Origin of the sequence: Deinococcus pimensis DSM 21231 (assembly GCF_000519345.1) — a bacterium.
Lineage (GTDB): Bacteria > Deinococcota > Deinococci > Deinococcales > Deinococcaceae > Deinococcus_A > Deinococcus_A pimensis.
The window spans coordinates 6,118-14,447 of the sequence record NZ_KI912627.1 but is presented as its reverse complement, the minus strand read 5'-3'; the positions used below and the strand labels follow the sequence as shown (position 1 = coordinate 14,447).

At 71.9% G+C, this 8,330-nt stretch carries 8 protein-coding genes; 3 read left to right on the top strand and 5 right to left on the bottom strand.

Features of this window, described 5'->3' with window-relative positions:
- Together DEIPI_RS0103275 and DEIPI_RS0103270 are read left to right on the top strand one after the other, a co-directional pair.
- The coding region (locus tag DEIPI_RS0103275) for an inorganic diphosphatase (protein WP_027480836.1) at window positions 1–367 on the top strand (367 nt) is incomplete at its 5' end.
- 34 nt (window positions 368–401) lie between these two features.
- On the top strand, window positions 402–1,790 hold the full coding sequence (locus DEIPI_RS0103270; RefSeq protein WP_045233556.1) for an FAD-binding oxidoreductase: 1,389 nt from the start codon (window positions 402–404) through the stop codon (window positions 1,788–1,790).
- Between the two features lie 54 nt (window positions 1,791–1,844).
- Here DEIPI_RS0103270 and DEIPI_RS0103265 read toward each other — a convergent pair whose 3' ends face one another.
- The 3 genes from DEIPI_RS0103265 to DEIPI_RS0103255 all read right to left on the bottom strand — a co-directional run bounded on the left by DEIPI_RS0103265 (window position 1,845) and on the right by DEIPI_RS0103255 (window position 4,772).
- Window positions 1,845–2,381, bottom strand: a complete 537-nt coding sequence (locus DEIPI_RS0103265) for a phosphoribosyltransferase family protein (RefSeq protein ID WP_027480834.1) — start codon at window positions 2,379–2,381, stop codon at window positions 1,845–1,847.
- Window positions 2,382–2,546: 165 nt separating this feature from the next.
- Window positions 2,547–3,077, bottom strand: coding sequence for a phosphoribosyltransferase family protein (locus DEIPI_RS0103260; RefSeq protein WP_027480833.1), 531 nt, complete (start codon window positions 3,075–3,077; stop codon window positions 2,547–2,549).
- A gap of 24 nt (window positions 3,078–3,101) precedes the next feature.
- Window positions 3,102–4,772, bottom strand: coding sequence for a glycerol-3-phosphate acyltransferase (locus DEIPI_RS0103255; protein ID WP_027480832.1), 1,671 nt, complete (start codon window positions 4,770–4,772; stop codon window positions 3,102–3,104).
- A 93-nt stretch (window positions 4,773–4,865) separates the two neighbouring features.
- On the opposite strand from DEIPI_RS0103255, the gene DEIPI_RS0103250 reads away from it, so the two are divergent.
- Window positions 4,866–5,486 carry a hypothetical protein gene (locus tag DEIPI_RS0103250; RefSeq protein WP_027480831.1) on the top strand — a complete coding sequence of 207 codons (621 nt, stop codon included), beginning with the start codon at window positions 4,866–4,868 and terminating at the stop codon, window positions 5,484–5,486.
- Window positions 5,487–5,495: 9 nt separating this feature from the next.
- On the opposite strand, the gene DEIPI_RS0103245 is transcribed toward DEIPI_RS0103250, so the two are convergent.
- Both DEIPI_RS0103245 and DEIPI_RS28135 read right to left on the bottom strand, forming a co-directional pair.
- Window positions 5,496–6,635: an acyltransferase gene (locus DEIPI_RS0103245; protein ID WP_052351598.1), complete on the bottom strand. Its 1,140-nt coding sequence runs from the start codon at window positions 6,633–6,635 to the stop codon at window positions 5,496–5,498.
- Between the two features lie 82 nt (window positions 6,636–6,717).
- A partial coding sequence (locus tag DEIPI_RS28135; protein ID WP_084473904.1) for a S9 family peptidase occupies window positions 6,718–8,330 on the bottom strand: 1,613 nt, incomplete at its 5' end.

Sequence of the window (8,330 nt, the reverse complement as noted above, 5' to 3'; positions counted from 1 at the left end):
GCGCGGCGTGGTGGAGTGGCGCGCGGGCGAGACCCGGCGGAGCGTGTGGCGCGCGGGCGAGGTGGTGTTCCTGCGCAAAGAGCCGTGGCGGGCCCCGGTGAACTACGGCTGCCTGCCCGGCACCCTCAATCCCGCCGACGACGCGGAGGTGGACGCCGTGTGGCTCGGCCCGCCGCGCGAGGTGGGGGAGACGGTGGAGGCCGAGCCCACCGGCCTGCTGTGGCTCGCGGACGGCGACCACAAGGTGGTGTTCGGGGACACGGCGGACGCGGCGCCGCTGCTCGCGTGGTTCCCGCAGGAGCGGGGCGCGCGCCTCCTGAGCGCCGGGGAGGCCTGGGCGTGGCTGGCGGAGATCGGCCTCGGGTAGCCGCCACGCCCCGTTCCTGCTCTACCCTGTAGTCATGACCCTCCACGCGGGCGAAGCCGCCCTGACCTTCCTCGACGACCTGCGCGCCGCGCTCGGCGCGCGGGTCAGCACCGCGCAGGCCGATCTCCTCAGCCACGGACGCGACGAGGGCTACCCCGACGTCCTCCCGCCGCACGCGGTCGTGTACGCCGAATCCGAGGCGGACGTCGTGGCGACGCTGCGCTGCGCGCGCGAGCACGACGTGCCCGTCACGCCCTTCGGGGCGGGCAGCGGCCTCGAAGGCAACGCCGTGCCCGTCCGGGGCGGCATCAGCCTCGACCTGACCCGCATGAACCGCGTGCTGGGCATCGACGCGGGCAGCTTCCTCGCGACGGTCGAGCCGGGCGTGCCCTACCCGGAGCTCTCGCGGCTCGCGCGGCCGCACGGCCTGTTCTTCGCGGTGGATCCCGGCGCGGACGCCACGCTCGGCGGGATGGCCGCGACGGGCGCGAGCGGCACGGCCGCCGTGAAGTACGGCACCATGCGCGACAACGTCGTGGAGATGCGCGTCGCGCTCCTCGACGGTCGCGTGATCCGGGTGGGCAGCCGCGCCCGCAAGAGCAGCGCCGGGTACGACCTGCTGCACCTCTTCGTCGGTTCCGAGGGCACGCTCGGCGTGATCACGCGCCTCACCGTGAAGCTCCACCCGCTGCCCGCGCGCGCCGCGAGCCTGCAGGTGAGCTTCCCGACCGTGGGGGACGCCGTGGACGCCGCCGTCGCCGTGATGGGCGCGGGCGTCGGGCCGCAACGGATCGAGCTCGTGGACGCCGACGCGATCCGCGCCGTGAACGCCTACAAGGGCCGCGCGGACGCGGAGGCGCCCACCCTCTGGATCGAGGTGATCGGCCGCGACGACGCGGACCTCCGCGCGCAGCTCGACCTCGTGGAGGAGCTCTGCGAGGGCTCGGGCGGCACGGTCGCGGGCCGCGCCGTCACGGAGTCCGAGCGGGAGAAGCTGTGGACCGCGCGGCACCACGCGTACTACGCGCTGCGCGCCGCCTACCCGGGCCACGCGAACCGCACGTCCGACGTGTGCGTGCCCATCGCGGAGCTTCCCGCCGTGATGGAGGAGACGCGGCGTCTCATCGGCGAGGCGGGCCTCACCGCGCCCATCGTGGGGCACGTCGGGGACGGGAACTTCCACGTCCTCTTCCACGCCGCCCCGGACGACGCGGACGGCTGGGCGCGCATCAATGGCGTCAGCGACGGCATGACCCGCGCGGCCCTCGCGGCGGGCGGCACCTGCACGGGCGAGCACGGCGTGGGCGTCCGCAAGCGCAAGTACCTCCGCGAGGAGCACGGAGAGGCCCTCGACGTGATGCGCGAGGTCAAGGGTCTGTTCGACCCGGCGGGCCTCCTCAATCCCGGCAAGATCTTCGAGTGAGGCGCGGACGTGGGCGGGGGACGACGGCGTCCCCCGCCCACCGCGTGCCCCCGCTCAGATCATCTTGGGGAGTTCCTGCAGGTACCTCACGGGCATCTTCGGCTCGCCCTGACGGAAGGCCGCCACGCAGCCCACGAGCTGACCGCCCGCGCGGTCCACGAGGCGCTGCATCGCCTCCACCGTCCCGCCCGACGCGACGACGTCCACGACGATCGTCACGCGCTTCCCCTTCAGGCTGCTCGCGTGCCGCCCGTCGAGCCACAGCGTCTCGTTCACGCCGAGCGTCATGCTGGGCACCTCCTGGATGAGGGGGTCGCGCATGTACGTGCGGCGCTTCTTGCGGACCACCACGTACGGCACGCCCGTCCGCTCCGAGAGGGCGTGCGTGAGGGGCAGGCTGTTCGTCACGACGGTGAGCATGACCTCCGTCTCGGGAGGCAGCAGGGGCCGCAGCGCGTCCGCGACGGCGGACGTGAACTCCACGTCCCCGATGAGCTCCACGAGCGGCACGCGTCCCATCTCGCCGACCTGGATGGTGGGCAGTTCGCGCGTCACGGTTCCCACCGTGACGCTGAAAGGCTTGTTCGTCATGAGAGGGATTGTATAGGAAAGTCGTCCGTGGTCAGCTTTCAGCCGTTAGGGGCGCGTGTGGGGTGGGCGGCAGATGACGGGCGACCGGGAAGCAACAACCTTCCCGGTCGCCTGCCCACCGACGACGAAGCGCCGAGGGGCCGATCACTGACCGCTGACCGCTGATTACTTGAACAGCGGCAGGTGACCGAGCGACAGCACCTCGGGTCGCTCGTCGCCCTCCGTGAAGACCGCCACGACCGCCGCGACGGTCCCGCCGACCTCCTCGATGATGCCCGTCAGGCTGCGCAGCGTGCCGCCGCTGGAGACGACGTCGTCGACGATCGCGACCTTCTTCCCGCGGATTTTGTCCACGTCGAACCCGTCGAGGACGAGGATCTGCGGCTTGCCGGTCGTGATGGACACCACCTCGCGCACGACGGGCTCCACCATGTAGGGCTTCTGCGTCTTGCGGATCACGATGTACGGCTTGCCCGAGTACCGCGAGATGACGTGCGCGAGCGGGACGGCCTTCACCTCGGGCGTGACGAGCGTGTCGATATCCGCGGGGAGCCTCGCGGCGAGCTCACGGCCCGCCGCCTCGGTGACGTCGGTGTCGCCGAGCATGTTGAAGAGCGCGACGGACACGCCGGGGGCCACCTCGACGACGGGAAGCTCGCGACGGACGTCGCCCACCTGAACGGAGTAGGTCTTCACCGGAGGAGTGTAGCAGGAAAGAAACTAATCCAGCACCTCGAAGCCGAGCTTCGCGGCCTGCTCCACGAAGAAGTTGATGTTCTCCGTCTTCGTCTGCGCGCCGAGGGACTTGCGGTCGTACTCGCCCGTCGCGGCGATGATGAGCGTCTCCGCGAGGCAGGCGGGCACCGCGCCCTCCCCGAAGTGGATGTTGAGGCTCGCCTTCATGTCGCCGGGGGGACGCACCACGCCGCCGGGAATGACGCGCACGCCCGGCACGAGCGCGACCGTCTCGTGGACGTCGGCGGGGCGGCCCTCGTCGAAGATCCACGTGCCGGGCTTCACGTGCTCCGGGAAGATGACGGGGTTCGGGTCGCTCGTGGCGGTGAAGATCAGGTCGGCGTCGCGGACGCGGGCGACGTCCGTGGTGGTGACGATCTCGCGGCCCGGGTTGGCGCGGCGCAGGGTGGACGCGCTGCGCTCCAGCCGTTCGAGGTCGCGGCCCACCATGATGACGCGCGACACCTGCGGCGCGATGGTGCGGGCGATGCCGAACGCGACGACGCCGTTGGCGCCCACCACGGCCGCCGTGGAGTGCGTCAGGTCGCGGCCCTCGCGGGCGAAGTGCTCCAGGATGGTGGGAATCGCGGCCTTGATGGTGCCGCTCGTGTACGCGCCGCCGTTCGTGACGGCGATCTCGGGCACGGCGGCCTGCACGTCCTCGCCCTTGTTGCCGACGACGCTCCAGAAGGCCCCGAGGCCGAAGACGCTCGCGCCGAGCTCGTGCGCGAGGCGCGCGCCCTCCACGGCGCGCTTCACGGCGAGTTCGGGCTCGTCACGGAACACGTCGGGCAGAAGGGGACTGGAGAGCAGGTACGTGCGGATCTCCTTGCCGTCGGTGGTGCGGATGCCGCGCAACTCGCCCATCTTCATGGGCCGCAGCTGCGCCGCGAAGGTCCGGACGCTCCTCTCGGTGAGGACGCCGCGGTCCACGAGGGGCTTCATCCACGAGAAGCGCTTCGACTGCCAGAAGTCGTCGATGGTCATGGGGTGGATCATGAAGGCCGCGACGACCTGATCGGGGTTCTTGCCCGCCATGGGGACGTCCTCGCCGACTCGGGGCTCGGTACCGTCGAGGACGCGCCCGACGTTCTCCTTGAGCCGCCACGCGCTGAGCAGCACGAGCGCCCACGCGGCGATCTTCGCGCCCGCGCCGAGCGAGCTGAGCGTCACGGCGAGCGCGAAGGTGCCGAGGCCCGCGATGGTCGCGACGGCCACGAAGCCCGAGAGGCCGAGCGCGGCGGCCCACACGACGAGCGGCAGCAGCGTGATCCACAGGCTGAGCCCCGCCCCGACGTACAGGCCCGCGAGGACGCCGAGCAGCACGAGGTTCCCGCGTCCGCGCGGCGGCAGGTGCGGGAAGAGGAAGCGTGGCGGGAAGAGGTGCCCGGCGAACGCCGCGACGCCCGCGAGCACCGCGACCTCGCGCACGCCGAGGCTGGACGCCATCAGGACGGCGAGGAACCCCTTGGTGACGTCGAGGGCGGAACTCAGGGCGGCGGGGCCGAACCCGAGGCGCCGCACGACGTTCTCGACACCGAGGTTCGAGGCGGAGACGGCACGGACGTTGAAGCCCAGGCGGGTCAGCAGCCAGTACCCCAGGGGCAGGCTGCCGACGCCGTAGGCGAGCGCGAGGAGGACGAGCGCCAGAAACATGAGCGGATTCTACAGGGAGAGGGGGGGCGCGAATTGCGGTGCGTGTCCTTCATCATGCGCGGTGAGGACGCGAACACGTCCAGGAGGGCACCCATGACGAACGATCACGAGACGCGTCCGCTCGCGGCGCTCCTGCACGAGGAGGCCGTCCGGCGCGGCCTGCGCGACCCCGCCGCCGGACTGCCGGACGTGCCCGAACTCTTCGCGCTCGTCCGTGACCTGCCCTACGCCCGCGCGAGCGAGCACGTTCCCGCCACGGTCGTGCGGGAGTGGCGCGGCACCTGCTCCACGAAGCACCTGCTGCTGCGCGCCCTGCTCGCGGAACTCGGCGTGCGCTCCACCCTGATGGCCGCCACGCAGGAGATCGCCCTGCCGCCCGGCGTGGAGGTGGATCCGGAGGTCGCGCGGCTCGCGGCGGACGGCGGGGTCGTGGACGTCCACAACTGGCTCGTCGTGCACGGCCCGCGCGGGGACGTCGTGGTGGACGCCACGTGGCCGCTCGCGACGCGCGCGCTGGGCCTCCCCGCCAACGAGACCTTCGACTGGGAGCGAGACATGCGGGTGGCCTGCACGCCCGTCGAGACGTGGGCCCTCACCGGGGACGAGGACGTCGCCGACTTCAAGGCGCGTCTGCTCGCCGAGCGCTACACACCCGAGGAGCTCGCCCGCCGCGACGCCTTCATCGAGGCGGTCGGGCGGGCGTTCACGCGGTAGGAGGTTCGGTCAGCGTCCGAACAGCCACACGGACGCGCGGCGGCCCTCCAGGGCGCGCGCGATCACGAAGGGCACGAGGAGCGCCACGAGCGCGTAGCCCAGCACGGTCAGCAGGAACAGCGCGGAGTCACCGCCGGGGAAGGCGCCCCGGCGGTCCACCCAGAACAGCACCGCCGGGTGCAGCAGGTAGATCTGCAGGCTGAAGGTGCCGAGCCGCGCGAGCGGACGGCTCAGCCAGGCGGGCCCCCGCGCGGCGGAGTGCGCCACGCCGAACAGCACCAGCGCGAACACCGTCGTGTACACCCAGTGCGCGGCGGAATACACGAAGGTGTTCACGCGCCCCCCGGTGAGGACCGTGTACGCGAGCGGGAGGTACACGGCCCAGCCGAGCGCCGCGAAGGCGAAGACGGGCCTGCGGTGCCGTCGCCACAGCTCGTCGAAGCGGGCGTAGTTCGCGCCGACGTACATGCCGAGCGTGATCGCCGGGATGTACCAGAGCGCCATCGTGCCGGGGAAGCGGAAGTGCACGAGGTCCGTGGAGCGGTTGAGCCAGTACACGCCGAGCTGCGTGCCGAAGGCGACCGTGACGACCAGCCACAGCGGCCACGTGCGCCGGAAGAGCGGCAGCAGCAGGGGCAGCACGAGGTAGAACTGCAGCGCGATCAGCAGGAAGTACAGGTGGAAGTAGGCCTTGCCGTACTGCAGCCAGAAGATCCAGCGCTCGGGGTTCAGCAGCACCTCGGGCGGGTTGGCGCCCGTGAGGACCTTGAAGACCGCGTAGATCGCCGTCCACAGCACGTACGGCACGAGGGACTTGCGCACGCGGCCCCAGTAGTACTTCCCGAGCCTGAACTCACGCAGGGCGGAGCGGGTCAGCACGACCGCCGTCATGAACAGGAAGGCGGGCACCGCGAAGTGCAGGGTACGGTTGAGGATCGCGAGGAAGGTGTGCGTGAACGAGCCCTCGCTGGCGAGGCGCAGCGCGATGCCGCTGGTGTGGTGCAGCACGACCTCCAGGATCGCGAAACCCCGGAAGACGTTGATGGCGGCGATCCGCGCGCCGGACGCGCCGCGGCCCTGGGTGGGCGCGGCGGTGTCCGGCGCGGCGAGCTCGGCGTGGGGGGGGAGGGGCGCGCCGCGAGGAGTCATCTCGAACGGTCAGTGTAGACCCTGCGCACTGACGCGCGGGGAACCCCCGGATGAAGAAGATGAACGGCGCACCTCCGTGCGGTCACCCGCCGACCCCGAGGTGCGCGTCCAGCCACAGCAGGTACTCGTGCAGGCGAGCGACGCGGCGGTCGGGTCGCCCGGCGCGCGAGAGCTCGTGGTCCTCGCCGGGGAAGCGCACGAGGCGCGTCTCCACGCCGAGCAGCTTGAGGGCCGTGAACCACTGCTCGGCCTGCTCGACGGGGCAGCGGTGGTCCTCCTCGGAGTGGACGATGAGGCAGGGCGTGCGCACGTTCGAGACGTACTTCAGCGGGCTCATGTCCCACAGGGCGTCGATGTCGGCGGGGTTCGTGAACTCCAGGCCCAGCTCGTCGTGCCAGAAGCGCGCGCCGATGTCGGACGTGCCGTTGAAGGACACGAGGTTGCAGATGCTGCGGTCCGTGACGGCCACCGTGAAGCGGTCGGTGTGCCCGATGATCCAGTTCGTCATGAGGCCGCCGTAGCTGCCGCCCATCACGCCCGTGCGGCCCCGGTCGAGGTCCGGGAAGCGCTCCAGGCACGCGTCGAAGAACGCGAGGAGGTCCTGGGTGTCCACGGTGCCCCAGCGTCCCTTGATGGCCTCGCTGAAAGCCTGCCCGTAGCCGACGCTGCCGCGCGGGTTGGCGTAGCACACGGCGTAGCCCGCGTCGGCCATGAGCTGAAACTCGTGCTGGAAGCCGTACCCGTACGCGGTGTGGGGGCCGCCGTGGATGTTGAGCAGGGCGGGAATGCCCTCCAGGTCGGGGCGCAGCACCCAGCCTTCCACCTCCGTGCCGTCCTCCGAGCGCGCGACGAGGCGCGTGGGCGCGCGGCGCGGGAAGCTCCCGAGGCGCGCGGCGGTGTCCGTGACCTTCACGCCCGCGAGGAACACCTCGGGGGGATCGGTGGGCGACTCCTCGATCGTGGCGTGCGCGGCGCCCGCCGCCGTGAAGGCCGTCACGACGCGCTCGCCGTCGTGGACGCGGGGCGCGTGCGCGCCGCCCTCCACCGCGAAGAGGCCCGCGCTGCCGCCCACGGTGTAGAGGCTCAGCACGGCCTCGCCGTCCCAGGTGGGCCGCATGGGGAACGCGCCGACCCGCAGGTCGCCCGCGACGATGTTGCCGAGCGGCACGTCCACGCGCTCGTCGAGCCTGCGCGCCGTCACGGGCGTGCTGGTGAGGTCGAACTCGAAGAGGTGCGTGTCCTCCGTGTTGCGCTTGTCGCGCGGACGGCCCGCGAAGGCGACGCGCTGGCCGTCCGGGTGCGGCGCGAGGCCCGAGATGGGCGCGGCCCAGTCGCTGAGGCGGCGCACCTCGCCGGAGAGGGTCACCTCGTGCAGTTCCTCCTCCCACATGGCGCGCGCACGTTCCGTGACGGGGCCGCTGAAGAGCAGCCCCGAACCGTCGGGCTTCCATACGAAGTCCGTGATCGTGAGGCCCGGCTCGGGGCGGTGCAGGACGCGCGTCTCGCCGCTCTCGGCGTCCACGAGCACCAGCGCGGGCGAGCCGTGCGGGAGGAAGCCCGCGCCGTTGAACTTGTACACGAAGTCCGTGACGACGCGCGCCTCGCCGCGCTCGGCACGGCGGTCCACGTCGTCGAGCCGCGAGAGCGCCGCGATGGTGCGCCCGTCGGGGCTCCACTTCGGGTCGGAGACGCCCG